Genomic DNA, 26,880 nt, shown 5'->3' on the forward strand with positions numbered 1-26,880 from the left:
AACAGTGCCACCATCTTCGCATTCCGGCGCTGTGTCTACTTTCAACTACCTCCGTTGACTACCCAACCTCTGAAGGACTTATCTGTTTGTACCGGCAGTGCCGAACATGACTCGAGCACCGCGCTGTGTACATCGCACTCAGAGGGGACTCACCATGACCGTCGAACAGACTCTCACCGACGACGAACAGTTGGCCGGCCTGGATCTGGAGCAATTGCGCCAGTTGGTCGGCTTGGTCGAGTACGACAGCGATCACGATCCCTTCCCCGTGAGCGGTTGGGACGGCCTCGAATGGATCGTCGGAAATGCCACGCAGACTTCACATTTCTTCCAGTCTGCGTTCGGCATGGAATTGGTGGCCTATTCAGGCCCGTCGACGGGAAACCGCGACCACCACGCGTTTGTACTCAAAAGCGGGGCCGTGCGGTTTGTCGTCAAAGGTGCTGTGGATCCGGCAAGTCCGCTGATCGAACATCACAGCCGTCACGGCGACGGTATCCGCGACATCGCGCTCAGCGTCCCTGACGTGGACAAGTGCATCGCACACGCCATCACCCAAGGCGCGACAGTGTTGAGCGAACCGCACGACGTCACCGACGAGCACGGCACCGTTCGCCTGGCCAGCATCGCGACGTACGGCGAGACTCGGCACACCCTCGTCGACCGTTCCCGCTACACCGGCCCTTACCTTCCCGGATACGTCGAACGAACGTCGTCGTACCGCAAGCGTGACGGCGCGCCCAAGCGAATCTTCCAGGCCCTCGACCACGTCGTCGGCAATGTCGAACTCGGCAAGATGGACCAGTGGGTCGACTTCTACAACCGCGTCATGGGATTCACCAACATGGCCGAGTTCGTGGGCGGCGACATAGCCACCGACTACTCCGCGCTGATGAGCAAGGTCGTCTCGAGCGGCAATCACCGAGTCAAGTTCCCACTCAACGAACCTGCCATCGCGAAGAAGCGGTCACAGATCGACGAGTACCTCGAGTTCTACCAAGGTCCCGGCGCTCAGCATCTCGCACTTGCGACCAACGACATCCTCAGAGCAGTCGACGCTCTGGCCGACGAAGGAATCGAGTTTCTCTCCACTCCGGCTTCGTATTACGAGGATCCAGAACTGCGCGCGCGTATCGGAGAGGTTCGAGTTCCGATCGAGGAATTGCAGAAGCGAGGCATCCTCGTCGACCGTGACGAGGACGGCTATCTTCTTCAGATCTTCACCAAGCCGATCGGAGATCGTCCCACCGTGTTCTTCGAGATCATCGAACGCCACGGCTCACTGGGATTCGGGTTGGGAAACTTCAAAGCCCTGTTCGAAGCGATCGAGCGTGAGCAGGCCGCGCGGGGCAACTTCTGAGGTAGGTCAGCTGTTTTCGGTCCACGCCCAGACCACCGCGGGTCGCCCGGTGGCACTGACCCGGACTCGTTCGTCCGTACGTTCCAGCCCTGGCAACGCTTTGAGCGTCCGGTTCAAATTGCCCGGGTCCGGACGCACACCGGAAAGCTCCTCCGCCACGGCCAGCGCGTACGACGCCGGAAACGACGGACCCAGTAGTGCCCGCGTGAATGCCTGATCTCGCCACAACAGGGTGTCAGCAAGGATCGGGCGGGTATCGGCGACTATCCGATTGTGGTCGAACGCAAGGTCCCCCGGGTTGTCCCAGCTCACCCATTCGGCCGAACCCGGCACCTCGTCCGACGAGATCACTGCCCACATGGTCACCGAGAGCGTCGGACCGCGGGGGTCGCGATTGGGTTCGTCGAACACGGTCAATTGACCGCTGACGAGGATCTTCTCGTCGGGAATTCCGAGCTTGGTGGTCACGGCTCGCCTGGCGGCGTCCTGCAACCGCTCACCGGCGCCCAGCAGTACACCGGGCAGCGCCAACTGCCCGGTGTACGGCTCCGCTTGCCGCGGAGTGACGGCAAATCGCAACATCCCGGGTTCCGGATTGCCGAACCGGAGCGCGATGACATCGATCGAGACAAGTGACTGGTCCACACCGTCCATCATGCAGGCACTGGGCATCGCATCTGACGATCGACCCGGTCGGCACCGTTCGCGGTCAGCACTACCGGCGCACCCATTTCCTCGCTCAGATACCGGGCGAAATCCTCCGGGTCGGCCGGAAGTTCCTTCGGCACGACCCCTACGGCTTTCAGGGAATCTGTCAGCGCCTGCTGGTGATCGAGATCCTTCCACTCTCCGACCGGAACGAACGGCAATCCTTCGTACGCGTGCACCCCGTGGATCGGGACGCCTGCAGCCCGCGCGCGATCCATCGCGTCGAGATGAGTAAGCGCCAAACCGTCGACGCCACCGCTCACCTCGATTGCGTAGTGCAACAACAACTCGTCGAGGTGGCCCATCCGGAATCCGCCTTGATACTCACCCGTCCCGTTGTGCAGCTCGGGCAACACCTTCGCCAGCTCCGGATCCTCCGTCGGGAAGGGCCCAGCTCCGTGTCGTGTCATGTACGTGCGAGTGACGCCGAGTACGTAACTGTCCCGGCCCAACTCGTCGATCATCGCTCGCGCGTTGGACGGCTCGACCGTCGACCATGTGGTGTGTGGGTGAAACCCCCGCCACTCGTCGAGAAGGACACCTTGTGCCCCCTCGAATACCAGACGACCACCGGCGCCCAACGCGCCCAGCGCATCCGGGTCGGCGATGTCCACGACGGCACCGAATTCCGCGTACATGTCGACCATGTCGTCGATCGGCGGAAAACCGTGGCGACTCTCCGCGATCAACGGTCCGTAGAATGTGGCCAACGCCGACAACTTACGACGCAAGGAGTCAGGTCGCCGGCAGTCTCCCACCGTAGGCGCATTCGCTACTTCGAGCGCATACGCCGCGGTCTCACCGATCCCCTTGCCACACGAGCCGTGTCGGTTACCGCCGCGAGCATCCTCACGAGCCCTGTTGGCGGCCACGTGAATCGGCGTCGTCAACAATGCGCGCGCGTCGATCCGTATCAAATCGAACGGATTTCGAACTCCGAGCGCTTCCAGAGCACGCGCCTCCCGGGCGAGCGCGATGGGCTCGACCAACACGAATCTCGAGAGAAACGTCGGGACGCCGGACAGCGTTCCCGAACCGAACTGCGAAAACGTGTGGTGGCGCTCGCCGACCGTCACGTTGTGCGCTGCCTGTGCCCCACCGTTGAACCGGACCACTGCGGCCACACCCAAATCGGCTTGGTCGGAGCAAAGCCAATCGACGGTTGCTCCCTTCCCCGCATCTCCGAACCCGAGGTCTACGACGATGATATCGCGGTCTTCGAACGGCTCCATCATGCTCTCCTTCTATGCGAAATCAACATCGTCCGTATCGGTTCCGAGATCGTGGGGCAACCCGGCCACCGTCGCGGTGCTGCGCCCTGGAATTAGAGCGAGAGCCTTGCCGACGGTCTCGGCTTCAGCTCTTGAACCGATGTCGCGGAGATCCGCCAGTCCGTCACGCAGGTCGATGCGGTCCTCGCCGATTCCGACCGTCAGCGCGATCAGTTCGCACACCGCAGCGGGGTCGTCGAGTTTGACGAAGCGTTCACCGAGCAACTTCTTCCAGTGATCCGCGATTTCCGGATCGTTGAAGTACGACGACTGATCTGGCAGAACGAAGTAGACATTCCATCTTTCTTCGAGTTCACGGTAGATCGACGAGACCGATACGTCCTGACGTACCTTGTCGCCGATCACCGAACGGATGTGACGAGCCGAGAGCCGCGGCTTGTTCAGCTCGTCGCCGATGATGAAGAGGTAGCCTTTCCTTCCGCGCTTCTCCCAGGCATCCGTACTGGTGTGGCGCGCCATGAAATATGCTGCCAATTCATAGCTTTCCGACTTCTGTCCGCCACCGTTGCCCTCGAGGAAGATCGTCCGAAGCTGCTCGTCCATCGCGTTACCCGACTCGAACTGGCCGACTTGTAGTGGCACCTGATCGGAATCGGCGTCGCCGATACCACCGAACAGAATCTGCGGATCATCCGCGTATCCCTTGCGTTGCAGCAGCCCGTGCAGCTTTCCGAGCTTGTCCTGCATGATTCGAGGAACAGCGCCCATCGAGCCGGTGACATCGAAAAGCACTGCTATCGGGAGAGAATCGGGGTGCCCGGCCGAGTCCCGGCATTCACGCTTGTCGACGCCGAAGGGGTCGAGGGTCGGGTCCGCTTTCCAACTGCTTCGCGGACGCGACCGAAGCGAATCGGTGTAACCGAAATCGTCGACACCGCGTGCGGCACGAAAAGTCTTGCCCGCCAAATAGGTGTTGTCGTCCCAGTATCCGTAGCCCATGACAATCACTGTCCTTTCGTGGATGGAACGGCGAACGGACGAAATGTCCGCTGGCCATAGAGAAGATCGAGGAGTTCGTCGAACTCACCCAGTAGGTCGACCGCGTCGGGACGCAATCTCGGGTTGTCCTGCATGCAGCCGTCGGCAAACGCCTTCATCCGTTCGTGGGTCTGCTCGCCCAGCATTCGGAGCATCAAATGATGAGCCATGTAGACGTCCCAGGCCGGAGACGCTCCTTCGCCGAGTTCCGGTGGGTACGAATCACGATCGGAACCGATCGTCGCCACCGGGCGGCTGCCCGTACGGGTGCCAAAGGACCAGCCGACCAGCACCACCCCGTGCCGATCAGGCTCGATCAGCACGTTCTCCGCGGTAATCGCGGTGTGCACCCAACCAGTCGCATGCGCTACTGCCAGAGCCCGAAGTAGCCGTCGGTGCATCCACGCCCAGTCCCGTGGATCGAGGCCACCCGGATACGCCTCACGGACGTCGGCGAGACTCACAAAACCTTCGGTCAGATCGTCCAGCACATCGATCTGACGTCTCGTGCCGCTGCCCACATGGGTGATTCGATCGATCAATCGCGGGAAGTACGAGACTGCCCAACCGGCTTCGCACGAATTCTCGATGTCCGTCAGCACATTCCGTTCGGCCTCGATCATCGAGTTCGCCCGAGGGTTTCGCGGAATCTTGAGTACGACACGGGCATCGGACCGGTACAGGTTAGCGACCGAGCCGCGCGCTACCAGTCCACCCAACATGTACTCGCCCCGCTCGCCGACATAAACGGGTCAAGAATCTGCCGGCTCGAACTCCGCTGTCCAACTGCGGTATAGCTCGTTCAACCGAGATGTTGCGGCCGAGTATCGCACCCGATCTTCGGGCTTCGCCCGGTCCGGATGAATGGCGGAGGCGAGCCGATGAAAACGACGCTTCGCAGCGCGACGGGTGTCGAGATCGCTGGAGTTTCCCCCGAACACATCGGCCGAAACTCTTGCTGCCTCGACGATTTCAAGTGCCGTGCTGATCGTTTTCATGGTTTTAGTCTAGCTGACTAAAACGAAGACGGCAAGAATGCGTATTTCATCCGAGTACATGCGTATTTCATCCGAGTACATGCGCATCACATCAGGACACGGCAATCACCTGGCGGTACCGAGGGCTGAAACAGCTTTGCGTAGCTCGATCACTGCCGGACTGCTGTCGCCCTCGCGGGTACACAGATCGATCGAACACTGCTCGATGTCGGAAATGCGCACGAAACTGATATCCGAGCGGGTGTAGTACTCGGCAATGGTTGCTGCCGTTATCACCACCGCCCGACCGTTGGCGACAACCTCGAGCGCTTCGTCCATCGTGCGGACAGAGGGACCGTACCGGACGGGTACACCACTCGGGCGCGGGTCCACCGACCACCATTTCACCCATTCGGGTGGTGCGCCGTCACTCGAAACCTGCACAGTCCCATCTATTTCAGAAATCTCGATGCTCGCGCGACCCGCCAGTCGGTGCCCTCGAGGCAGAGCCAACACCCGCGGTTCGACGCCTATCCGTTCGAGCACCACACCGTCGAGCACCGGCAGTGGCGGTCGCACGAAGGCCGCGTCGACGGTCGCGCTCGCCACCGCGGAAACCTGTTGGGACCAGTCCAATTGGACCAGCTCCACCTCCGCATGCAACGAATCGATCACCGCACGTCCCAAACTTCCGGCCGCCCCGTTGATGAATCCGATCCGCAACCGCCTGGCCCGCCGACGCTCGAGTGCGTCGAGCCCGTTCATCGCGCGGACGGCGAACTCGAGAGCGGGCCGTGCATCCGCGACGAACACCTCACCCGCGGCGGTGAGCACCACCGGGTGCGAACTGCGATCAACCAACTCGACTCCCACCTGCTCCTCGAGTCGACGAATCTGCTGACTGAGAGCAGGCGCCGTGACGAACAACCGGTCTGCCGCTCGTCCGAAGTGCCCTTCCGCCACGACGACGAGCAACGAGGACACCAACCGCAGATTCAGATCTTCACCTCTTCTCGCCTTTTTCATTACCGTCCATTCGGTTGTCTTAGGCCGCCGTTCGCCAGCAAAGTGATGACCATCACGGTATCTGAACAGCGGAGTTAAGCAAACCGGCAATTGTCGAACGAAGTTCTACATGTACAGCGAATGCCACGTCAGGTCACAGTTGTCGCAGATCCGGACAGCCCGCCGAATCCGCGAAACCAGGAGATGTGATGAGCAAGTACGAGCACGAATTCGTCCACATGATGGATGGCGTCGAAAAGCAATTGGAAACCATCGACAATCCGCGGCACCAGAAGATCCTCCGAAACTACCGGCGCCACGCATTGCTCGAGGTCTCCGGTCGTTACAAGGAAATCCTCTCGCCCGACATGACCGTCGAAGAACCCGTCTACCGGTTGTTCGAAGACGGGCAGTCGATTGTCCTCGACGGCATGGACGCCGTCACCAACTTCTACCAGTCACTCGCCGAGACGGACACCCTTGTCATGTGGACCGGACAGTCCGACTTCGCGGTCTCCGACAGCGGATTCTCGGGTGAGACTCTCTTCAGTCAATTCGTCCCAGGATCGATTCTGGGAGACGGGGTGTTCGGCGCGGTGCACGAATCGGGTGGATCCACCCCCGCAGCCCCCGAACAGTCGTCGGACATCGACCCCGACGGTTGGTATCTCGTGCGTCGGACCTTGGCATTTGTCTGGCCGTACGACGAGCAGGGGCGACTCATCGGTGAGCATGTCTACGAAGATTCTGCTTCGAAAGTCGTGACCAAGGTGGACCCGAGCGAAGTCATCACGGCGGCGCGCGCAGCCGAACTGCTTGCCCCACTGCTCGAAACGCACCTGCCGTGAGCGCGCCCGTAGCCATTGTCACCGGCGCAGCTGCCGGGTTGGGCGCCGCTATTGCCGAGCGCCTTGCGGAGGACTTCGGCACCCTGCTTCTCCTCGACATCGAAGAGGCCGCACTCGCCGACACCGCAGCACGCCTGGAAAGCCTTGGCGTAGCAGTCCACACGGCACGATGCGATGTTCGACGTGAAGGTGACGTCAAGAACGCCTTCGACGTGGCTGCATCGGCCGGAAGCCCGACTGCACTCGTCAACGGCGCCGGAATCGGCGTCTTCACTCCGTTCCTCGAGATCACCGAAGACCAGTGGGACAACACCTTTGCGGTGAACACCAAGGGCAGCTTCCTGATGTGCCGCGAATTCGTGAGCAGAACCGAGGGTCCGGCAGCGATCGTCAACATCGCGTCGATCGGTGCCCGCTTGGGCGGTGACATGCTCGCGCACTACGGACCGTCGAAGGCCGCCGTGATCGAGATGAGTCACAGCGTCGCCCGGATCGGTGCGACTCGAGGACTTCGCTCGAATACGGTCATGCCCGGCCTGATCCTCACCGACATGTGGCTTCGAACCATCAAGGAACTGCGTCGACGCGATCCCTCGCTCACAGATGTTTCCGATGCTGACGTCTTCGATTCTTTTGTCGCACAGATGGTTCCGATGGGTCGAGCTCAGACGCCCGGAGACATCGCCGAGATGGTCGCCTTCTTACTCAGTGACAAGGCTCGCAACGTCACCGGCCAGACGATTGCCGTCGACGGCGGCGCCGTGATGACCTGATCGGGTCGATGGCGGTCAGCCCCAGCGCGACTGGCCGCCGTCGAGCGGGATCGTGGCACCCGTGAGGTACCCGGCGTCTTCGCTGACGAGGAAGACGACGGCACGACCGATGTCGGTCTCAGGGTCTCCGACGCGTCCCAGCGGAATACCTGCGACAAATGCCGCTGCCTCTTCGGGATTCTTGTCCATCCACCACTGCAACGCGGGAGTCTTGGCGTGCGGGGCAACATTGAGAACGCGAATGTTGTCCTTGCCCCATTCACAGGCCGCAGCGCGGGTCAACGAGCGCATGCCTTCTTTGATGGAACCGTAAGCGCCGTAGTTACTGGCATCCCAGCGCACCGCCGCCGAGGTGACCATGTTGATGATGACGCCACCGCCACGACTGTTCATGTGGGGGTACGACGCCTGCATCATGCGCAGGGTGGCGAGCGGCCCCGTCGCGAAGGAACGCTCGAAGTCTTCGTCGAGCACGCTCAAGAGTGGGCCGGGCTTGCAGTCGTTGGCGTTGTTGACCAGGATGTCGATTCCGCCGAACAGTTCGACGGTACGGTCCACGGCGTCGGTGATGTCGTCCTTCTTGCTGACGTCGCAGACCACCGCCTCACCGCGCGCACCGATGTCAGCCAGTAGTCCGCACGTGGTGTGCAACTTGGATTCGGTGCGGCCGGCAACGGCGATCACGGCGCCCTCTTTGGCCAAGGCCAGGGCAATCCCCTGCCCGATTCCCTGACCCGCACCCGTGATGAGTGCAACTTTGCCTTCGAGCTTGCCCATGTGACTACTCCAATGTCTGTCGACGCAGAGGTCCCTTTGCGGGAGGGACCGGTCGATTCTGGTGACTGCCGCCGTTTGTCGTCTACACTCGACCTACAAAACAACCAAGCACTTGCTTGACCCTAAGGTGTGCGACCACGTCGCGTCAATCACATTGGGCGGCAATTCAGCTCGGCACCGCACCAGGAAGGCTCCACCGTGACACTGCCCAACCCCGTCGATTTCAGCGGACGCTCGGTGATCGTCACCGGCGGCACCAAAGGCATCGGCTACGTCATCGCCGAAACCTTCCTCGCCGCGGGTGCGAACGTGCTGGTCTGTGGCCGTAACGAGCCCGAAAACCTACCCACCGCCGACGGCCGTAGCGCAGCCTTTCGCGCCACTGACGTCCGCGATCCCGCCGACGCCGCAGCCCTCGTCCAGGATGCCGTCGAGCGCTTCGGCCGTCTGGACGTCCTGGTCAACAACGCCGGCGGCTCCCCCGATGCCGATGCTGCGACGGTGTCACCCCGCTTCGTCGAGAAGATCGTGGCCCTGAACCTGTTGGCACCCTTCAACGTTGCCCAGGCCGCAAATGCAGTGATGCAGACTCAGGACGACGGCGGTGCCATCATCAACATCGGCAGTGTCTCGGCGATCGACCCGCAGCCCGGAACCGCGGCGTACAGCGCAGCCAAGGCAGGCCTCCTCGTTCTGACCAAGGCATTGGCCCTCGAATGGGCGCCGAAGGTCCGGATCAACCACATCACCACCGGCCTGATCCGTACCGAGGCTGCCGCCGAGGTCTACGGCGCCGACGGCGGCGTTGCGGTCACCAGGACCATTCCGATGGAGCGCATGGCCGTGCCGGCCGATATCGCCAACTCCTGCCTGTTCCTGGCGAGCCCGCTCTCCTCGTACGTGAACGGCGCCGACATCGCCGTTCACGGCGGCGGTGAGTACCCGGCTCGCTACATGGCGACCCACCAGGATTGAAACAAATACGAAGCAGCCCCTGAGCGGATTCGCTCGGGGGCTGCTTCTTCGTGTGAACAACTGCGGGGCGCGACGAGGGGTCAAGCACCCCGCAGTTGAGTCTGGAGGGACTAGCGAGCGGAGAAGCTCACTCGTGCACCGGAAATCGCTACCTGATCACCCTTGGTGACCTGGAAGGCCAGGTCGTCGGGAGTTCCCCACGCAACGATGGACGGCGCCTCACCCGGATGGATCGCCGCAGCGAATCGACCTTCGAGACTGACAAGATCAGCCGGATGCACTCCGGCGACCCGAGCAAGCTCGAGTGTGCTGGCGGCCAACGTGCACAGGCCGTGCATGATCGGACGCGGCTGGTTGATCCGCGCCGCAGCCTGGGGATCGATGTGGATGTGGTGCTTGTCGCCCAGGAGCCGGTACATCGCCGTTTGGTTCTCCGCTGTGGTCAGCACACCGGTCAACGAAGGCTCGCCGGTCGGCTCCGCCGGACGTGAGGGTCCACGTTCTCCGCCGAATCCACCGGCACCGGGGGCAAAAAGTGACCAGGTCGCGACGAAGTATTCGCACTCCACCTTCACTTCGAACACGGCCGCTGCGCCCTTGTCCCACACCTCGCCGACCGAAGCCTTCAAGGTCACGTCACCGCTACGCGGAAGCGGAGCAAGCACTTTCAGCTCTTGCGAGCCGTGCAACGCCGTCGAGGTGTCGAAGGCGCCCGCCGAACCCAGAGCGTCGGGAGCCCACTGCGCCAGCGTCAGAGCAAAGGTCGGCAGTACCCGAAGCTGATCCTCGAAGACGAGGTCCAGCTCGGTCGCCTTGGCGCCCACGGCAAGTGCGTACAGGATCGCGTCGCGCTCGGTGTACGACACGGTGCGGGTCCCGAGATCGGCTCCACGCCAATCGCCGGCGGTCTTCGCAGCTTCCGAAGTTGTCACTGTCTTTTCCTCTCTCAAACAGCGCCGAGAACGAGACCGCTGGTGGGTACTGCTGTTCCGGCTGTGACCAATACGTTTTCGACGCCCTCGGGCTGGTTGGTCGACGTGCCTCGCACCAGTCGCACACCTTCGGCAATTCCGTTGACACCGTGCAGGTACGCCTCGCCGACCTGACCACCGTGAGTGTTGGACGGCAGGCGCCCACCGATCTCGAGATTGCCTTCGCGGATGAAGTCCTTGGCTTGGCCTGGCTTGCAGAAGCCCAGTTCTTCGAGCTGGGGAAGCACCAACGGAGTGAAGTGGTCGTACAGGATCGCGGCGTTGATGTCGTCCGGTGTCAGGCCGCTCTGGCCGTACAGCTGACGAGCAACCAGGCCCATCTCCGGGATACCGGAGATGTCGGGCCGGTAGTAGCTGGTCATCATGTGCTGATCCTTGCTACTGCCCTGAGCGGCGCCCTTGATGACGACGGGCTTGTTGGCCAGATCCTTTGCGCGCTCGGCAGAGACGATGACCAATGCCTGGCCGCCGTCGGTTTCCTGGCAGCAGTCGAGCAGGTGCAGCGGCTCGGCGATCCAGCGCGAGTTCTGATGGTCCTCGAGCGTGATCGGACGCTCGTAGAACCAAGCGGCCGGGTTGTTGGCGGCATGCTTGCGCGCCACCACTGCAACTCGTCCGAAGTCCTCACTCGTCGCACCGTACTGGTGCATGTAGCGGCGGGCGAACATGGCGACCCACTGAGCGGGAGTCGACAATCCCTGCGGAGTCATCCACGCATACGCGGCGCGGTCCGCCGTGCTGTCCATCGGTCGATCGTGCTGCCCTAGGCCGTAGCGCACACCGGAGCGCTCGTTGAAGGCGCGGTAACAAATCACGACGTCGGCAACACCCGTCGCAACTGCCATGGCCGCCTGCTGCACGGTGGCACACGCAGCGCCGCCGCCGTAGTGAATGCGCGAGAAGAACTTGAGCTCACCGAGGCCGCAGTTGCGAGCCACGATCGCTTCGCCGTTCGTCTCCGACGTGTAGGTGGACAGACCGTCGACCTCGGACGGATCGATACCGGCGTCAGCGAGTGCCGCGACGATGGCCTCACACGCCAACTGCAGTTCGGTGCGGCCGGAGTTCTTGGAGAACTCGGTGGATCCGATGCCGACGATGGCGGCGGCTCCCGAGAGTGGGCTGATCGCCATCAGGGCCTCTCCTCTTCCTTGAAAGCGACTGCGACGGTGCCGGATGCATGGTTGCCGAGGCTGTTTGCACCCTGCACCTTGACCACGACCACTCCGTCTTCCTTGGACACGACCTCACCGGTCATCGTCATGGTGTCACCCGGGTAGTTGGGCGCCCCGAGACGAATGGCGATGCGGCGCAGGGTCGATGCAGATCCGGCCCAGTCCGTGACGTATCGACCGACAAGACCGTTGCTCGTGAGGATGTTCATGAAGACATCCTTCGAGCCACGCTCCTGGGCCAGGCTCGGATCGTGGTGCACGTCCTGAAAATCGCGAGTGGCGATTGCCGTGGCGACGATCAACGTGCGGGTCAGCGGGATCGCCAACTCGGGCAATGCCTCTCCGACAACGACGTCTGCGTAACTGCGACCGGCAAGTACGGTCATGCGAGCACCTCCACACCGGATGCGAGCTGCGCACCCAGACGCGCCAGATCGGAGCTGGAACCACCGAGGGTGGCAGCAATCTGCTTGCCCCACAACAGGTGACGGTGAACCGGGTAGTCGGTGTCGACGCCCATGCCGCCGTGAACATGCGTGGTGCGATGCACGACGCGCTGTCCGCCGTCGGTAGCCCACCACTTGGCGACCAGTACCGAGGTGCCGAGATCCAGTCCCTCGGAGATGCGCCAGGCGGCCTGCCACAGTGTCACGCGCATCGCTTCGAGATCGATGTAGCAGTCAGCGAGTTGATGATTGACGGCCTGGAAGGTCGCCAGCGGACGGCCGAACTGCTTGCGGCCGTTCAGGTACGTGACGGCCTGCGCGACTGCACCCGACCCGACGCCCCATTGGATTGCGGCCAATGCCAGCTGAACGCGGTCGATCAGCCACGGAACCGTGGTGCCGTCAGCCGCACCGATCAGCTGCGCGGGGGCACCGGCAAAGGTGACGTTGGCACAGATCTCCCAACTGGTGGACTGCGTCTGTTCGAGCGTCACTCCCTCGGCACTCAGGTCGACCAGCAGCAGTGCCGTACCAGTGGAAGCGGTTGCCGAAACGAGAGCAAGGTTCGCGACGTGAGTCATCGGCACTACTGCCTTCTCACCCGTCAGAGTCCAGTTGCCGTCGGCGTCCTGCTCAGCCGTGGTCAGTGGGTCGCCGCCCGTGTACGGACCGAACTCTTCGAGACCGACGGTCAGGAATCGACTGCCGTCGGCAACTCCCGGAAGGAGTTCGGCGCGAAGGGAATCAGAGCCGAATTCGTTGACAGCCAATGCTGCAAGGGTCGTTTCCCAGATCGGCACGGCCGCAACGTGACGTCCCTGCTGTTCGAGCAGTGCGTACAGCTCGGACAAGCCGAGGCCACCGCCGCCGAACTCCTCCGGCAGGGCGATACCGAGCAGGCCGGTGCTCGCGAGTTCGCGCCACAGTTCACGGTCGACGCGCTCAGCGGAGAGTTCGATCTCCTTGGTGCGCTCGATCGTTGCCTTGCTGGTGAAGACCTCGTCGGCCAGTGCGCGAATTGCTTCCTGCTCTTCGCTGAAATTGAAGTCCATCAGTGCTCCTCGCGTACGGCCGGCCGGAACGCGGGAAGCGTCAGATCCGGGTCGGCGTCGATCCAGTCAAGTTCCACGGGCATGTCGACCACGACATCTTCGGGCGCGATACCCACCATGTTGGCGATCAATCGGGTTCCCTCTTCGAGTTCGATTACCGCAACGATGAGCGGGTAGTCGAACGCGTCGATCTTGGGGTGGTGATTGACCACGAAGCTGTACACCGCGCCACGACCCGACGCGTTGATCGTGTCCCACTCGAGTGACCGGCACTCCCCGCACATCGGGCCGGTGGGATGACGCAGCGTCTTGCAGGACGTGCAGCGCTGGATCACCAGACGGTGCTCCTTGGCTGCTTCGAACCAGAAAGCGTTGTCCGCGTTGAGAGCCGGACGCGGACGCAGTGCACGAGGAGCTTCGGGCGCAGCAGATTCCTGAGGTTTGAACCGCAGCGTCCGCCACCGCTGGGTGCCGACAACCTGATCGTCACCGTTGCGGTAGGTCTTGAGCGTCGTGACGAAGTGTCCGACACCGAGGCCGGTCTTCTTCTCCGGCGAAATCGACTCGATGACCTCGGTGTAGTTAACGCGATCGCCTGGGCGCAGTTCGGCGAAGAACTCCTGATCGGAATCGGTGGCCACGACAGAGCTGTAGCCGGCTGCGTCGAGGGTGGCGATCAGATCGGTCCACACCTGCGACGGGTCGTTGCCCGCCATCTTGTCGGTAAAGGTCCGCATGATCCAGACCTGGAGCATCTGAGCGGGAGCGACGACGCCGTCGCGTCCGGTGGCGCGGGCGGCGTCGTCGTCGAGGTAGACGGGGTTGGTATCGCCCATGGTCTCGGCCCAATGCCGGATCATGGGGATGTTGACCTCGTCTGGCCCCCAGGTGGTGGGAACAAGCGTCTGGCCGACAAAAGCGTCGAGTTGCGCCGAAATGTCGCTCACTTGACCCTCTTTTCGCGAACGAGTCCCAAGCCGATGGTGCCGACCATGTCACGCAGAACTTCGTTGACGCCGCCGCCGAAGGTGTTCACGACACCCTGACGCGAGATCTGCTCGATCTGACCGGCAAGCAGAGCGCCCGGAGACTCGGGGCGGATGCGACCGGCGGAGCCGAGAATTCCGAGCAGGGTGCGGTAGACGTCGACGTGAGTTTCGGTCCCGTACGTCTTGGTGGCACCGGCGTCGGCTCCGGAGAGCGTGTCCTGTGCGACGGCTGCCGTCATCTTCCAGTTCAGCAGTCGCATGGCCTCGAGCTTGGCGTGTGTGCGAGCGAAGTCCTGTTGCACCCACGGGATGTCGATGGCACCGTTTTCCTTGGCCCAGTCCAGGACCAGGTTCCACAGACCGTACGTGCGACCACCGATGGCCGCCAGGCCGATTCGCTCGTGGTTGAGCTGAGCCGTGATGAGCTGCCAGCCGCCGTTGACCTCGCCGACAACGTCCTTCGACGGAACTCGAATGCCGGAGTAGTACGTGGACGTCACCATCAAACCGCCGACGGTGTTGATCGGTGACCACTCGAAGCCTGCATCCTCGGTGGGGACGATCAGGATCGAGATTCCCTTGTGCTTGGGGGCATCCGCGTCGGTGCGGCAGGCCAGCCACACGTAGTCGGCAGTGTTGGCGCCACTGGTGAAGATCTTGTTGCCGTCGACGACCCACTCGTCACCGTCGAGGACTGCGCGGGTCTTGAGCGAAGCCAAGTCCGTTCCGGCCTCCGGCTCGGTGTACCCGATTGCGAAGACGATGTCGCCGGCCAGGATGCCGGGCAGGAAACGTTCCTTCTGTTCTTCGGTGCCGTACTTCATCAACGTCGGTCCGACGGTATTGACCGTCACGAAGGGAAACGGCAGACCTGCGCGCTGAACCTCGTCGAAGAACACGAACTGCTCTTCGATGGAGCGTCCCTGTCCACCGAATTCCTTGGGCCAGCCGATACCGAGCCAACCGTCCTTGCCCAGCAACTTCACGATCTCGCGGAAGTACTCGCCACCCACACCTTGCTCGCCGGCCGCGCGACGCTTCTCTTCCGGCAGCAGCGCCGCGAAGTACGCGCGCAACTCCTTGCGGAGCTCCTGCTGCTCGGGCGATTCCCTCAGATCCATCGCTGTTTCTCCTATGGCATTCATGGCTGGCAACTCTTGGCCTGGACGCTAACCAGATGCCCAGGTGGGCGCTGTGAGTGTCTCGATGAGCGGGAAGCCGAAACATGAGCGGCGTCACATAGGGTGAGATATGCGCATGGACTCCTCGGATCGCGTCGCTCTCACCGACTTGGCCGCCAGGTACGCACAGGCCGTCGACCGCCGAAACACCACTGCACTTGCGGCTCTCTTCACTGACGACGTGGCATTCGTCTTGCCGCCGGCACTGAACGGAACGGGTGCGCCGACGGAGATACGTGGGAACTCCGTCGTCAGCAGTTCGGTGGTCGATGCCGTCTCACATCTGCACTCGACCCGGCACATCGTCGAGCAGCAGATCCTCGACCTCGACGGCCCCACCACCGCACACGGTGAGGCTTACTGCTCCGCTCACCACATCTATCCGCGGGGCGAGGGCCACCGGGACAACCGGATCGAGATTCGTTACCAGGACAGCTTCGAAAAGATCGACGGCACCTGGCTGTTCTCGCGTCGCGAACTGGTAGTCGATTTTGCCGAGGACGTTCCGGTCATCCTGCTCGGACAATAGGTACATGAAAAAATCGCGGTGATTCTGTATCTCCTCACGGGAGGTTTACCGGGCTAGCGTTCAGCAACTGTCACGCCATCTCGGCGTGCGTTCGGCTATGTCTTGGAGATTCACATGTCACGCTCGCGCACCAGAAGATTCCTCGCTGCCTTCGCAGTGGCCGCCGTCGCAGTCGGAACCGTAGCCGCGTGCTCGAGCGACAACTCCTCCGACGAGAACGCACCTCTTCGCATCGTCGCTTCTTCGGTTCCGCACGCCGAGATCCTGAAGTTCGTCGAAGAAAAGGGCCTGCTCGGTGACACCAAGATCGAGGTCAGCGAGATCACCGGCGATCTCGACGCCAACGAGGTGCTCGAAGCCGGAGACACCGACGCCAACTTCTTCCAGCACGTGCCGTACCAGGAATCGTGGTCGAAGGAAAAGGGTGTCGACGACCTGGTCGCCGTGGCGAAGGTCCACGTCGAGCCCCTCGGTGCATATTCCAAGAAGGTCACCAACGTGGCCGACCTGCGCCAGGGCGCAACGGTCGCTTTATCCAACAACGTGACGAACTTCGCCCGTGGGCTGTACCTGCTGCAGCAGGCCGGTTTGATCAAGCTCGATCAGCAGTTGGGCGCCCCCGGCACCGACATCACGCAGATCAGCGAGAAGAACATCATCGACAACCCCAAGGGACTCACGTTCACCCAGGTCGATCCCCCGCAGCTGCCGCGGACGCTCGACGACGGAAATGTCGATCTCGCAATCATCAACGGCAACTACGCAATCGAAGGTGGCCTCAACCCGGCCAAGGACGCCCTGGTGCTCGAGAAGGCCGAGGGCAACCCGTACGCCAATGTCCTGACCGTACGCACCTCGCTCGAAAACGATGCGCGAGTACAGAAGTTGGCCGAGGCATTGACGTCCGCCGACGTCGCGACGTTCATCGAGCAGACCTATCAGGGCTCGGTCATTCCGGCCAGCGCTACCTGATCGAGACCCGTCATGGTCTTCTCGATCGAATCGGTCTCCAAGGAATACCGCAGCGGCACACAAGTTCTGCATGCACTCGATTCCGTATCCCTGAAAATCGAAGACGGCGAAATCTTCGGCATCATCGGCAAGAGCGGCGCCGGCAAGTCGACTTTGCTGCGCTGCCTCAACCTGCTCGAACGCCCGACCAGTGGCCGGATTCTGTTGGGCGACACCGATCTGACCGCGTTGAGCCCAGCGCAACTGCGCGACACACGCAAGCGGATCGGTGTCGTGTTCCAGCATTTCAACCTGCTGCATTCCCGTTCGGTCGCCGCCAACATCGCCTTCCCTCTCGAAGTGGCGGGATACTCGCGGGCAGATCGACGTGCCCGCGTCGACGAGCTGATCGAGTTGGTGGGCTTGGAAGACCGACGTGACGCCTTCCCCTCGCAACTGTCCGGCGGCCAGAAACAACGCGTCGGCATCGCGAGAGCCTTGGCGGCTTCACCCGACGTCCTCCTGTGCGACGAGGCCACCAGCGCCCTCGACTCGGACACAACCGATTCGATCCTCGACCTGCTCGCCGATCTCAATCGACGACTCGGTGTGACCATTGTTCTGATCACCCACGAGCTCAACGTGGTTCGACGGATCTGCCATCGCGCTGCGCTGATCGATCAGGGCCGCATCGTCGACGAGGGAACGCTCACCGAACTGGTCGCAGACCCGGACTCACCCCTCGGAGAGGCGCTACTGCCGACCGGAACGGTACGAACGTCCACGACCGGAATTCCGGCGCTCCTCACCTTTGTCGATTCACTGTCCACCTCACCCGTGATTTCCCAACTCTCACGAGATCTCGACGTCGACGTCACCGTGATCTCCGGCGGTATCGAGGACATCGGATCCCATCAGGTCGGTCGCCTTCGCGTGGAGTTCGCCTCACACACGGGACTCGTCAGCAACGAAGAGACAAGAAAGTCTGTCGAAGAACATCTTTCGCAGCGCGGAGTGAAGGTGACGTTCTCATGAACAAGACGTCCTGGCAGGATTCCCTGGGCGAAGCATGGGAAGCCCTACTCGACACGCTCTACATGGTCGGTGTCTCGTTCGTGCTCACCGTGATCATCGGAATCGCTCTCGGTGTTCTGTTGCACGCGAGCGCGCCCGACGGAATCCGTCCCAACCGCGTCCTCAATTCGGTTCTGGGCACCGTGGTGAACATCGGCCGTTCGCTGCCGTTCGTCATCTTGTTGGTGCTCCTCATCCCGGCAACGAGGGCGATCGTCGGAACAGCGCTCGGCGCCACGGCAGCGATCGTCCCGCTGACCATCGGTTCGGTGCCCTTCTTTGCGCGCGTCGTCGAGAACGCCTTGCGTGAAGTCGATTCCGGACGCGTCGAGGCAGCGCGGTCCATGGGCGCCACCGACAAAGACATCATCACCAAGGTGCTACTGCCCGAATCCGTACCGGGATTGGTAGCAGGAGCAACCCTGACGGCGGTGATGCTGATCGGCTTCTCGGCCATGGCAGGTGCCATCGGCGCCGGTGGACTCGGCGACTTCGCAATCAAGTACGGCTACCAACGATTCAACACACCGGTGCTGTTCGTCGCAGTCGTGATCTTGATCGTGCTGGTGCAGGCAATCCAGTCGACCGGCGATCTCGTGGTTCGTTCAATGGCGCACAAGCGGTAACTGATCAGCTCGAGACCATCGCGATCGCTGTTCGCAGTCCGCGCCGCTTACCCGTCTGCGGATCGACGCCGAACACTTCCTTGATTCCGCCTCGGATGCGGAACTTCAACTCCGAGTGCGTCTCCGGAGCGTCGTCCTGGGAAGCCGAGAGAAACCTGTTGGGCAGCGACAACTTCCAGATGGTGCGCAGAGTCAATCCGTACTGCTTCCACAGCGGCCCGGTCGTGTACGGGAGGTCGTACTTGTCACACAGGTCGCGCAACGGCACCGCGATTTCCGAGTACCGATTGCTCGGCAGATCCGGGAAGCAGTGATGCTCGATCTGGTAGCAGAGGTTGCCGCTCATGAAGGCCATGACGGGACCGGCATGAAAGTTGGCAGAGCCCAGCATCTGTCGTAGGTACCACTGAGCGCGCGATTCGTTCTCGAATTCCTCGAGCGTGAACTTCTCGGCACCGTCGGGAAAGTGCCCGCAGAAGATGACGGCGTAACTCCAGTAGTTTCGGATGAGGTTCGCAACGACGTTCGCCGTCAACGTGGTCTTCCACGCGGGGCCGGTCAGGGCGGGGAACAGGATGTAATCCTTCGCCACCTGACGCGCGATCTTCTTACCGACGTCCTTGGCCATCTCCGATTTCTCGGACCACTTCACCTCACCCTTGCGGAGTTTGTCCGTTTCGAGGTGATGCAGTGCCACTCCCCACTCGAAGAGGGTCGCGAGCACAAAATTCGTGATCGGTTGAAAGAGGTAGTCGGCGTGCCACTTTTGATCGCGCGTGACGCGCATGATTCCGTAGCCCACGTCGTTGTCCAGTCCGACGATGTTGGTGAACTTGTGATGGGTGAAGTTGTGCGAGTGCTTCCATCCCGAGGACGGGCAGGTGTTGTCCCACTCCCAGTTGCTCGAGTGAATCTCGGGATCGTTCATCCAGTCCCACTGGCCGTGGATTATGTTGTGGCCGAGTTCCATGTTCTCGATGATCTTGCCGACCCCCAGGAGCGCAGTCCCCAGAATCCAGGCAGGCTTCTTCTTGCTGGCGAACAAGACGATGCGGCCGGCCACCATCAGAGAGCGCTGAAACGCGATCGTCCGCTGGATGTATCGAGCGTCGTGCGCGCCGCGCTTCTCCTCGATGTCGAGCCGAATGGCATCCAGCTCGCGCCCGAGTGCCTCGACGTCTTCCTCGGTCAGATGGGCATATTCCTTGATGTCGGTGATCGCCACAGTGTTTCTCCGTATCGGTTTTCTCCGTGCCGCAGGACTGGTCCGTCGGGCGGTACCCCTGGGAGCCGGTGCGGAAACGTCAGCCCCGATATTCATGTGCGTCTTCACGCAATCTATGCCAGAGTCGATACACGTGAGCCCCGAAAACAAGATCACCATCCGCACCGCTACCGAGAGTGACTGGCCGGCTCTCCAACTACTCGACTCGGTGGGGTTCGGTTTTCACCCGTCTCCCGCGGTCAGCGAACTGACGAAGGCGCTCTACAAGCCCGAGGACATCATCCTCGCCGTCGACGGTGACCTACCCGTCGGCGTGGCCATCGAAATCGACATGGAATTCACCGTGCCCGGCGGACGCCAACTCCCCACGCGCGGAATCACCTGGGTATCCGTCGCCCCGACTCACCGTCGTCGTGGCGTCCTACGCTCGATGTTCACTGCGCTTCATGCCCACATCGAGTCGACCGGAGCACCGCTTGCCGCCCTGACGGCCAGCGAGGCCGGCATCTACAACCGCTTCGGATACGGCCCGGCCACCTTCAGCGAAGGCATCACCCTCGATCGCCGCTTCGCACGATTCCGCCCCGAGGTGCCCGACAACGGTGGCGTGTCCATCGTCGACATCAAAGCTGCCTCGACGCTTCTTCCCGAGATCTACGACCGCTGGCGGCTGCAGACACCCGGCGCTCAGGTCCGTCCGCAACCGCTCTGGGACCACATGTTCGCCGACCCGTCGGAGGATCGTGACGGCGCCTCCGGACTGTTCTTTCTGACACACGCGGACGGATACATCGCTTATCGGCACACGAGCGAGGGCCGCGACAGCATCGCCCGGATCGACGAGTTCGTGACGATCACCGAAGATGCGCACGCGGCGCTGTGGCGCACGATCTGCGGCCTTGACCTCGTCACCCGGATCGAGACACGCCAGCATCCTGCCGATCCTCTCCGGCTGATGCTGACGGACTACCGTCTTGCCCGGACGACGACGCGCTCCGATCGACTGTGGCTGCGCATCATGGACGTTCCCGCGGCTCTCGAGGCTCGTGAATATGCTGCTGACCTGGACACAGTCGTCAAGGTCGAAGATCCGTTCCTGAAGGCCGGCGGAACCTTCGCACTTCAGGTCAAGGGCGGCAAGGCCACCTGTACGGCCACTGACGCGGTGCCTGCGATCACGATGCCCTCTGATGTCCTGAGCAGCTTGTACCTGGGCGAGCACCAGGCCAAGACCTTCGCGGCGGCGCACCGACTCCACGCGTCCGATCCGCAGGAGATCCTGAATTTCGACTTCGCTTTCAACGCGCAGAAGCCCGCAATTCTCGGGTACGGATTCTGATGATCTTGCCGACACGGGCATCGACGATTTGTGCCCTCGGTCGTATTCAGGGTTAGCCTCGAACAATGGCGTTTGTCGAAAAGATGGTCAATAGGCTTCCTGAGCGGGTTCTCGTGCGCGTCCTGCCGCACGCAGAAATGCTCAAGTTCCTGGTGGTCGGCGGCATCGCCTTCATCGTCACCACGGTGCTGTTCTTCGGCATCAAGTGGACGGTTCTGCCTCAGCACCCGGTGACGGCCAACATCCTTGCGGTCCTGATCGCGACGGTTCTGTCCTACGTCCTCAACCGCGAATGGTCGTTTGCGCAGCGCGGTGGTCGACAGCGCCATCACGAGGCCGCTCTGTTCTTCATCGTCGCGGGTATCGGTTTGGCCATCAACCAGGTACCACTCTGGACCTCCCGGTACGTGTTCCATCTGCGTCAACCCGAGGTGTCGGTGTTGATGGAAAACTTCGCGGACTTCATCAGCGGATCGATCATCGGGACCCTGCTGGCGACGGCCTTCCGCTGGTGGGCCATGCGTCGGTACGTCTTCCCCGAAGAAGCCACCGACAGCCAGGTCGTTCTCGACATCGAAGCGACTCCCGGCACCAAGACGCCGACAACCGACGCCACCGCCCTCGACTGACTCCCGGATCGACGCACCCGATCGCTCGCGCTTCGATCAGAGTTCGTCGATTGCGATCAACCCGTCCTGCAGCGCCCGCGCAAGCAGTGCCATCTTTGTCGGCGCGATGCTCCTGAACGGGCTGGCCCATCCCTGATCATCATCGGCGACAAGCACTCCAGCCTGCAGTTTTCCCGCTCTGCACAACACGGTCACGACACAGTGATCACTGGTGCGTAGCCTCCGATTTCCAATTGGATTCGGAGGACCCATGGCTACTTGCAAAACTCGAGTTCTTGCGCTGTCGGCGGCAGGACTCATGCTCGTACTCGGCGCATGCAGCAAGGCCGAGTCGGCGAAAACGCCGACCGACCTCGACGTGACATCAGCGTCCGCCGGACACTACTCACTGGTCTGGGAACACGGCGGCTCGGAAAAGGTGCGTGTATTCGCCGCCACCGACCCGAAAAACCCAGCCGCAGAAGGAAAGGAAATTGGCACGGTCGACGGCTTCTCCACTGAGGTCGACGGCCTCGACCCACTGTCACGCTGGTACTTCGAGGTCATAGACGAGGACGGCACTTCCACCATCGCGTCAACCCGCCACGTGACGCTGCAGGGCGCAGCCAACGTGCGTGATGTCGGCGGATACGAGACAGCCGACGGCCGATCAGTCAAGTGGGGCCTGGTTTTTCGTGGCGACCGCTTGAGCGATCTGACTGCTGACGATCAACAAACGATCGAGAACGCAGGCATCCGGACCGTTGTCGATTTCCGAGGTGACAGCGAGATCGCAAAGGACGGAGCAGACAAGGTTCCCGCGAACGTGAAAGTGGTCAACACGGCAGTCCTGGATGCCGGCACTCAGGCTCTTGCCACAGCGATTACGAGTGCCCTGAAATCTGGTGACCCTGCAATCGTGGAGCAGGTGCTCGGGGGCGGTGAAGCCGTCCGGATCAGCGACACCGGCGCCGTCGACCAACTGTCCAAGCCTGACGGAATGACTGGGTATTCCCAAGCCCTACGGACCATCGCCGATTCCGAGTCCGCAGTCGCTTACCACTGCACGGCAGGCAAAGACCGCACTGGACTGATGACAGCTCTACTTCTCGGCATTCTGGGTGTTCCTGACAAGACCATCGTCGACGACTTCGTCCTGTCGAACACCTACAACAAAGCCAAGAACGAACAGACCTACACGTTTCTGTCTTCGAAAGGAATCGATGTCGATCTGTTGAAACCGTTGATGGAGCAGCGTCCCAGCCAGATTCAGCCAGTACTCGACAAGATTCGCGACCAGTTCGGTGGGTGGGAGAAGTTTTCGCAGGACGTGCTGAAACTTGACGCCGACACGATCGCAAAGCTCCGGAGCAAATTGCTGACCAAGCAATAACTACAGCAATGACCGGCAGCCGCTCCGATGGCTGCCGGTCACGCCCGCACTCCTAGTTACTCATCCCCAGCCGCTTCGAGCATTCGGCCATTTCGTCGATGATCAGTTCCAGCGACGTGCCACGACGACTCGCGGACAACACGATTCGATCGGCTCCCAACCCGCGTGCCCAGTCGAGTTTCGCTTCGTCGAGCCTGGGCAGTGTCGCACCGAGTACCAGCGATACGTCGGCAGGATCTCGATCTGCCTTCACCGCAGCCGCTTTCATCGCCGCTACAGCCTTGTCGAGATCTTCACCGGCCAGTCCCAGCGGCTGGAAACCGTCACCCAACCGGCCTGCTCGCCGAGCAGCAGCGAGACTGTGTCCACCGATGTAGAGCGGAACTCCGGATTCGCGGTGCGGCTTCGGCCAGCTGTACGCACCCTTGAACGAGAAGTAATCGCCGTCGAAATCGACTGCTTCCTTGCCCGCCCAGAGTGAACGCATCACCGCGATGGCCTCATCGGCTACCTTGCCGCGGCGCTCGAAGTCACCGCCGCACGCCTCGATCTCTTCCTTCATCCACCCCAGGCCGAGGCAGATGCGCAATCGCCCACCGGAAAGGCGATCGAGCGTCGCCAATCGTTTGGCGAGCACTACCGGATTGTGATTGGGCAGCACCAGAACTCCAGTGGACAAGCCCAAAGTGGTTGTGGCACCCGCCACGAACGAAAGCAGTTCGAGCGGATCCGGGATGTCGCAGTCATCGGGAAGATGCGATTTTCCGGTCGGAGAATAGGGGTACTCGCTCTCGGTGTCGGCGATGACCACCGAGTGCTCCACTGCCGAGATCTCGTCGAAACCCAGCGACTCGGCCGCACGGGCGAATTGCAGAATCCAATCAGGGTCTCCGCTTCGACCCAGTTCGACCGGAACGACCACGCCGAGCTTCATACCGTTTCCTCCAGTGTCGCCATCAATTTCGGACCATCCACGACGCGACCGAGGTACCGGTCCGCATCGGGATCTGTTGCAAGCCACACCGCCGCTGCAGCGGGTACGGATGCCGGTGTGGCCGCAAATCCGGCGTCCACGATTGCGTCCGCGCCACCACGGGCTTTCCCTGATTCCGTGATGACAAATCCCGGACTCAGGTTGAACGCTTTGATTCCGGCGTCTCGGTACTCGGAGTTGATCGCTCCGGCAATACGTCCGAACGACGCCTTCGACGCGGCGTACGACAGACCCCAACCACCCTCGCCGGGAGGCGCAGGCGGATCCATGGTCGCCGAGCCCGATGCCAGATTGACCACTACGCCGTTGCCGCTCTTGATCATCGACGGGAGTATCACCTGGACCAGAGCGAGTTGGTGCAGATAATTCCCGATCGCCATCGCCTGAGCGTCGTCGATCTCGATGTCGAGCACCCGGTCCATGTTTCCGACAGTCTGCGCATAGGCGTTGTTCACCAGCACGTCGACACGTCCCCACTCGGCCAGCACCCGTTCACCGGCGCCGCGGACGGATGCCAGATCGAGCAGGTTCATCGGAACGGCCAATGCGCGCACACCGAAGGACTCGATCTCGGCAACCGTCGTCTCCAGGCTGCCGGGCACCGGAATCACTTGCTCGCCTTGCCTCGTTCGCGGGGCTGCCCGCCCCTCTCCTTCACGAACGGTGCGAGCAGTGATTGCAACGTCGAATCCGGCGCGCGCGAATGCCAGCGCGCACTCTCGGCCGATCCCCCGGGAAGCGCCGGTCACCAGCGCAACTCCACTCACAGGAACCGCGTGCGGCCGTGAGTCTCGAACTCCTTCTCCAGGTTCACCACGTCAGCTTCGGTCATCAACGTGTATTCGGGAGTGCCTCGGCCCACCCAGTGGAACACTGGTTCGTCGGTCCGCCAGCGATCGGCTTGAAGTTCACGTTTGAGTACCTTGTTGGAGCCCGTGACGGGCAGGTCGGTCGAAACGCGAACAAATCGTGGCGCTGCCTTGGTACCCAGATCCGCCTGCGCGGCAAGGTAGTCGGCGAACTCGACCGGATCGAAATCGGCGAGATCGGCGACCTCGATCGCAGCCATGACCTGATCACCCGAACGCGGATCCGGTACCGCGAAGACACCCGTGGCAATCACCTTGGGGTGCCGACGCAGGATGTGCTCGATCATCAAAGCCGAGGTGTTCTCACCGTCGACCCGGATCCAGTCGCCCTTGCGTCCCGCGAAGTAGATGAAGCCGGCCTCGTCGACGTAGCCGAGATCGCCTGTCCAGTACCAACCGTGGCGAATCTTCTCGGCGATCGCGTCTTCGTTCTTGTAGTACCCCTCGAACTTCTTCGATCCGGCCTTGTCGACCATCTCGCCGATGGATTCGTCGGGGTTCAGCACGTGACCGTGCTCGTCGAGAATTGCGCGGGGTCGCTCTTCGCGCGTATCGGGATCGACGATGACGATGTTCTCGCTCGCGGGACGGCCCAGCGCTCCGGCAGGTTGGTTCGGATCGAGCACTACTGAACCGGCACCTTCACTCGAACCGTATCCCTCGAAAAGTTGTGCACCGAAACGACGGATGAACTCTGCCTTGTCCCCCGGCGACGCCTCGGTCCCGAAGCCGTGGGTGAGGGTGTTCTCGATGTCGTCGGGCAGTTCCGGCGTCGCCATGAGATACCCCAAGGCCTTACCGACGTAGGTGAAATATGTTGCGCCGTAGAACCGAACGTCCGGCATGAATCCCGAGGCCGTGAACTTACGAACGAGGCAGACCGTAGCTCCCTGCGAAAGGGCCGGCGCCCACAGAGCCATCAACGCGTTGCCGTGGAAGAGCGGCATGCAGCAGTAGCAGACGTCGTCGCGGTCGATGTCGTACTTGGCGCAGTTCGCGTAGGCCAACCGCGTCAGACGCCCCTGGCTGCACCGCACTGCCTTGGACATTCCGGTAGTGCCCGAGGTGAAGAGAAGCAAGAACAGCGTCGACGCGTCGACACCGAGGTCGATCTGAGGCGACTCGACGTGATGTGCTGCAATCTTGTCCGGGTACGACGCGTCGTCGACGAGGACGAAACGATCTTCGGTCAGCCCGAGGTCCAGGCCGGCAAGCTTCTCGTAGCCTGCTTTGTCGGTGACGATCAGCTGGCAGTCGACGTACCGGACCTCAGCCTCGAGTTCAGCTCCACGCCTGGTCGGATTGATGCCGACGATCGTGGCCCCGGTCAGGGCCGCGCCGCCGAGCCAGAACAGGAACTCCGGATCGTTCTCGAGAAGTACTCCGATGTGAAACGGTCCGGGCGCGCGAAGCGACTTCGCCAGCGAGCCGCGCGCTGCGCTCTCGCGCACCACCTCGTCCCAGCTCCAGTCCTGCGTCCGCGTCCGCAGGCCCAGGTGCTGATCACCGAGACGGTCGATCAACATCTGCGCGACGTCCTCGCGCTGAGGAGCTGCAAGAGCTGCATTCGAAGATGCTTCGGTGGCGGTGTTCGTCATCGTGTCCTGTGTCCTAGTCGATATCGGAATGTCGATTACTCCAACTGCGATACGACTCGAACGTATCGACGCCTCAGAGCCGGAACCGTCCCAGTCTCGCTCAGTGGTAACCGCCGCCACAGATATGATTTTCTCGTGAGATTTTG

29 protein-coding genes are annotated in these 26,880 nt (G+C 62.0%); 11 read left to right on the forward strand and 18 right to left on the reverse strand.

Annotation, left to right across the window (positions count from 1 at the left end):
• The first annotated feature begins 154 nt into the window (after positions 1-154).
• Complete coding sequence (gene hppD, locus M1L53_RS10540) at positions 155-1,360, forward strand: 4-hydroxyphenylpyruvate dioxygenase (protein WP_054187445.1); 1,206 nt, start codon at positions 155-157, stop codon at positions 1,358-1,360.
• A gap of 6 nt (positions 1,361-1,366) precedes the next feature.
• Here the strand turns inward: hppD and M1L53_RS10545 are convergent, their stop codons facing one another.
• From M1L53_RS10545 to M1L53_RS10570, 6 genes are all read right to left on the reverse strand, one after another.
• Positions 1,367-2,017: an NUDIX domain-containing protein gene (locus M1L53_RS10545; protein ID WP_020909123.1), complete on the reverse strand. Its 651-nt coding sequence runs from the start codon at positions 2,015-2,017 to the stop codon at positions 1,367-1,369.
• Positions 2,014-3,303, reverse strand: a complete 1,290-nt coding sequence (locus M1L53_RS10550; RefSeq protein WP_054187446.1) for an adenylosuccinate synthetase — start codon at positions 3,301-3,303, stop codon at positions 2,014-2,016. The genes M1L53_RS10545 and M1L53_RS10550 overlap by 4 nt, the downstream gene beginning before the upstream one ends.
• A gap of 9 nt (positions 3,304-3,312) precedes the next feature.
• Entirely contained in the window at positions 3,313-4,299 is a 987-nt protein-coding gene (locus M1L53_RS10555) for a hypothetical protein (RefSeq protein WP_030537005.1), read from the reverse strand.
• A 5-nt stretch (positions 4,300-4,304) separates the two neighbouring features.
• Positions 4,305-4,961 (reverse strand): hypothetical protein, encoded by a 657-nt coding sequence (locus M1L53_RS10560; RefSeq protein ID WP_261949220.1) that lies wholly within the window; start codon positions 4,959-4,961, stop codon positions 4,305-4,307.
• A gap of 129 nt (positions 4,962-5,090) precedes the next feature.
• A complete protein-coding gene (locus M1L53_RS10565; protein ID WP_261949221.1) occupies positions 5,091-5,336 on the reverse strand; it encodes a hypothetical protein in 246 nt (81 codons plus the stop codon).
• A gap of 105 nt (positions 5,337-5,441) precedes the next feature.
• Positions 5,442-6,341 (reverse strand): LysR family transcriptional regulator, encoded by a 900-nt coding sequence (locus tag M1L53_RS10570; protein WP_054187448.1) that lies wholly within the window; start codon positions 6,339-6,341, stop codon positions 5,442-5,444.
• 188 nt (positions 6,342-6,529) lie between these two features.
• On the opposite strand from M1L53_RS10570, the gene M1L53_RS10575 reads away from it, so the two are divergent.
• On the forward strand, positions 6,530-7,168 hold the full coding sequence (locus M1L53_RS10575) for a hypothetical protein (RefSeq protein ID WP_007732640.1): 639 nt from the start codon (positions 6,530-6,532) through the stop codon (positions 7,166-7,168).
• The gene (locus M1L53_RS10580; protein ID WP_007732641.1) at positions 7,165-7,941 is read left to right on the forward strand and encodes an SDR family NAD(P)-dependent oxidoreductase; all 777 of its coding nucleotides are present in this window, start codon (positions 7,165-7,167) and stop codon (positions 7,939-7,941) included. Before M1L53_RS10575 ends, M1L53_RS10580 begins: the two co-directional genes overlap by 4 nt.
• Before the next feature lie 15 nt (positions 7,942-7,956).
• On the opposite strand, the gene M1L53_RS10585 is transcribed toward M1L53_RS10580, so the two are convergent.
• On the reverse strand, positions 7,957-8,718 hold the full coding sequence (locus M1L53_RS10585) for an SDR family NAD(P)-dependent oxidoreductase (RefSeq protein ID WP_007732643.1): 762 nt from the start codon (positions 8,716-8,718) through the stop codon (positions 7,957-7,959).
• A gap of 198 nt (positions 8,719-8,916) precedes the next feature.
• Here M1L53_RS10585 and M1L53_RS10590 point away from each other — a divergent pair, with 198 nt between their 5' ends.
• Positions 8,917-9,693, forward strand: coding sequence for an SDR family oxidoreductase (locus tag M1L53_RS10590; protein ID WP_054187449.1), 777 nt, complete (start codon positions 8,917-8,919; stop codon positions 9,691-9,693).
• Between the two features lie 110 nt (positions 9,694-9,803).
• Here M1L53_RS10590 and M1L53_RS10595 read toward each other — a convergent pair whose 3' ends face one another.
• From M1L53_RS10595 to M1L53_RS10620, 6 genes are read right to left on the reverse strand one after another with little or no spacing between them, the layout of a single operon-like run.
• Positions 9,804-10,625: a MaoC/PaaZ C-terminal domain-containing protein gene (locus tag M1L53_RS10595; RefSeq protein WP_007732645.1), complete on the reverse strand. Its 822-nt coding sequence runs from the start codon at positions 10,623-10,625 to the stop codon at positions 9,804-9,806.
• A 14-nt stretch (positions 10,626-10,639) separates the two neighbouring features.
• Complete coding sequence (locus M1L53_RS10600; RefSeq protein WP_054187450.1) at positions 10,640-11,818, reverse strand: lipid-transfer protein; 1,179 nt, start codon at positions 11,816-11,818, stop codon at positions 10,640-10,642.
• Positions 11,818-12,246 (reverse strand): MaoC family dehydratase, encoded by a 429-nt coding sequence (locus tag M1L53_RS10605; protein ID WP_003940399.1) that lies wholly within the window; start codon positions 12,244-12,246, stop codon positions 11,818-11,820. The genes M1L53_RS10600 and M1L53_RS10605 overlap by 1 nt, the downstream gene beginning before the upstream one ends.
• A complete protein-coding gene (locus M1L53_RS10610; RefSeq protein ID WP_030537002.1) occupies positions 12,243-13,358 on the reverse strand; it encodes an acyl-CoA dehydrogenase family protein in 1,116 nt (371 codons plus the stop codon). The genes M1L53_RS10605 and M1L53_RS10610 overlap by 4 nt, the downstream gene beginning before the upstream one ends.
• Positions 13,358-14,305, reverse strand: coding sequence for a bifunctional MaoC family dehydratase N-terminal/OB-fold nucleic acid binding domain-containing protein (locus M1L53_RS10615; RefSeq protein WP_054187451.1), 948 nt, complete (start codon positions 14,303-14,305; stop codon positions 13,358-13,360). Before M1L53_RS10615 ends, M1L53_RS10610 begins: the two co-directional genes overlap by 1 nt.
• On the reverse strand, positions 14,302-15,468 hold the full coding sequence (locus tag M1L53_RS10620) for an acyl-CoA dehydrogenase family protein (RefSeq protein ID WP_054187452.1): 1,167 nt from the start codon (positions 15,466-15,468) through the stop codon (positions 14,302-14,304). The genes M1L53_RS10615 and M1L53_RS10620 overlap by 4 nt, the downstream gene beginning before the upstream one ends.
• A gap of 130 nt (positions 15,469-15,598) precedes the next feature.
• On the opposite strand from M1L53_RS10620, the gene M1L53_RS10625 reads away from it, so the two are divergent.
• The 4 genes from M1L53_RS10625 to M1L53_RS10640 all read left to right on the forward strand — a co-directional run bounded on the left by M1L53_RS10625 (position 15,599) and on the right by M1L53_RS10640 (position 18,708).
• A complete protein-coding gene (locus M1L53_RS10625; RefSeq protein ID WP_030537000.1) occupies positions 15,599-16,057 on the forward strand; it encodes a nuclear transport factor 2 family protein in 459 nt (152 codons plus the stop codon).
• A gap of 114 nt (positions 16,058-16,171) precedes the next feature.
• A complete protein-coding gene (locus M1L53_RS10630; protein ID WP_003940478.1) occupies positions 16,172-17,029 on the forward strand; it encodes a MetQ/NlpA family ABC transporter substrate-binding protein in 858 nt (285 codons plus the stop codon).
• Positions 17,030-17,041: 12 nt separating this feature from the next.
• A complete protein-coding gene (locus M1L53_RS10635; RefSeq protein WP_007732648.1) occupies positions 17,042-18,043 on the forward strand; it encodes a methionine ABC transporter ATP-binding protein in 1,002 nt (333 codons plus the stop codon).
• Positions 18,040-18,708 carry a methionine ABC transporter permease gene (locus M1L53_RS10640; protein ID WP_007732650.1) on the forward strand — a complete coding sequence of 223 codons (669 nt, stop codon included), beginning with the start codon at positions 18,040-18,042 and terminating at the stop codon, positions 18,706-18,708. The genes M1L53_RS10635 and M1L53_RS10640 overlap by 4 nt, the downstream gene beginning before the upstream one ends.
• A gap of 4 nt (positions 18,709-18,712) precedes the next feature.
• Here the strand turns inward: M1L53_RS10640 and M1L53_RS10645 are convergent, their stop codons facing one another.
• A complete protein-coding gene (locus M1L53_RS10645) occupies positions 18,713-19,933 on the reverse strand; it encodes a fatty acid desaturase (RefSeq protein WP_007732653.1) in 1,221 nt (406 codons plus the stop codon).
• 133 nt (positions 19,934-20,066) lie between these two features.
• Here M1L53_RS10645 and M1L53_RS10650 point away from each other — a divergent pair, with 133 nt between their 5' ends.
• Both M1L53_RS10650 and M1L53_RS10655 read left to right on the forward strand, forming a co-directional pair.
• Positions 20,067-21,272: an enhanced intracellular survival protein Eis gene (locus M1L53_RS10650; protein ID WP_030536997.1), complete on the forward strand. Its 1,206-nt coding sequence runs from the start codon at positions 20,067-20,069 to the stop codon at positions 21,270-21,272.
• Between the two features lie 65 nt (positions 21,273-21,337).
• Positions 21,338-21,901: a GtrA family protein gene (locus tag M1L53_RS10655; protein ID WP_003939753.1), complete on the forward strand. Its 564-nt coding sequence runs from the start codon at positions 21,338-21,340 to the stop codon at positions 21,899-21,901.
• Positions 21,902-21,937: 36 nt separating this feature from the next.
• Here M1L53_RS10655 and M1L53_RS10660 read toward each other — a convergent pair whose 3' ends face one another.
• Positions 21,938-22,096, reverse strand: a complete 159-nt coding sequence (locus tag M1L53_RS10660; RefSeq protein ID WP_223304510.1) for a hypothetical protein — start codon at positions 22,094-22,096, stop codon at positions 21,938-21,940.
• A gap of 55 nt (positions 22,097-22,151) precedes the next feature.
• On the opposite strand from M1L53_RS10660, the gene M1L53_RS10665 reads away from it, so the two are divergent.
• Complete coding sequence (locus tag M1L53_RS10665) at positions 22,152-23,273, forward strand: tyrosine-protein phosphatase (RefSeq protein ID WP_082845730.1); 1,122 nt, start codon at positions 22,152-22,154, stop codon at positions 23,271-23,273.
• A gap of 52 nt (positions 23,274-23,325) precedes the next feature.
• Here the strand turns inward: M1L53_RS10665 and M1L53_RS10670 are convergent, their stop codons facing one another.
• The 3 genes from M1L53_RS10670 to M1L53_RS10680 are packed head-to-tail and all read right to left on the reverse strand — an operon-like array spanning position 23,326 to position 26,662.
• Positions 23,326-24,207, reverse strand: coding sequence for an LLM class F420-dependent oxidoreductase (locus tag M1L53_RS10670; RefSeq protein ID WP_054187454.1), 882 nt, complete (start codon positions 24,205-24,207; stop codon positions 23,326-23,328).
• Entirely contained in the window at positions 24,204-25,034 is an 831-nt protein-coding gene (locus tag M1L53_RS10675; protein WP_054187455.1) for an SDR family NAD(P)-dependent oxidoreductase, read from the reverse strand. Before M1L53_RS10675 ends, M1L53_RS10670 begins: the two co-directional genes overlap by 4 nt.
• Positions 25,031-26,662, reverse strand: coding sequence for an AMP-binding protein (locus M1L53_RS10680; protein WP_371684398.1), 1,632 nt, complete (start codon positions 26,660-26,662; stop codon positions 25,031-25,033). The genes M1L53_RS10675 and M1L53_RS10680 overlap by 4 nt, the downstream gene beginning before the upstream one ends.
• Positions 26,663-26,880 lie beyond the last annotated feature (218 nt).

Origin of the sequence: Rhodococcus sp. T9N, from assembly GCF_024436645.1 — a bacterium.
Lineage (GTDB): Bacteria > Actinomycetota > Actinomycetes > Mycobacteriales > Mycobacteriaceae > Rhodococcus_F > Rhodococcus_F qingshengii.